2 protein-coding genes are annotated in these 743 nt (G+C 46.2%); both read left to right on the top strand.

Translation table 11 applies throughout. The features are described from left to right. The coding region (locus WDC_RS10015; RefSeq protein WP_052497851.1) for an IS3 family transposase at positions 1-249 on the top strand (249 nt) is incomplete at its 5' end. A gap of 53 nt (positions 250-302) precedes the next feature. Then, positions 303-743, top strand: a 441-nt coding sequence (locus WDC_RS10010; RefSeq protein WP_263640398.1) for an IS3 family transposase, incomplete at its 3' end; no start/stop codon positions are given.

Raw genomic sequence — 743 nt, 5'->3', positions numbered from 1 at the left:
CCAACTCGTTACGACAAAGAATTCAAACAAAACATCATCAACCTATATAAACAAGGCGAATCAGCCGCCCAACTGGCCAGAGAATATGGCATTGGCTATTCAACCGTTCATAAGTGGATCCAGGGCCAAGCCAAAACTCAATCCGGTAAATCGCCAGACGAAATTAAAGCGATGGAAAAGCGACTGGCTTCGCTGTCTGAGGAGAACGAAATCCTAAAAAAAGCCCTGGGCTTCCTTGCGCAGAAGTAACCAATATTTTTGATTACATTCACCAAGAAAGCCATCACCACCAGGTAACCAAGATGTGCCGAATCCTCGGTGTTTCCAGAGCTCAGTATTATCGTTATCGATCCCCCAAACCTTCAAAACGCCGGGCCGAAGATGCGGACTTGAAACAACGGATTCTGCGGATCTTTGCGGAATTTAAGCAGCGATACGGTGTTATGAAGATCCACCATGAATTGAATCTGGAACTTCAACCACTGCAGCGTCGGTGCAGCCCAAGACGGATTTCCCGGCTCATGAAGGAACTGGATATCCACTCCGTTACCGTCAATAAATGGAAAGCGGCTTCGGCTTCCAAAACCAAGGTTGAACAGCGTCCCAACTTGCTTAAGCAGGATTTCTCGACCACTGGTTTAAATCAAAAATGGACCGCTGATATGACCTATATTCAAACGAAGCGTAATGGCTGGTGTTACTTATCAACCATCATGGATCTGCACTCAAGACGAATTATCGGA

Source organism: Paucilactobacillus wasatchensis (genome assembly GCF_000876205.1).
Taxonomy (GTDB): domain Bacteria; phylum Bacillota; class Bacilli; order Lactobacillales; family Lactobacillaceae; genus Paucilactobacillus; species Paucilactobacillus wasatchensis.
This window is presented reverse-complemented; position numbering and strand designations above follow the sequence as displayed.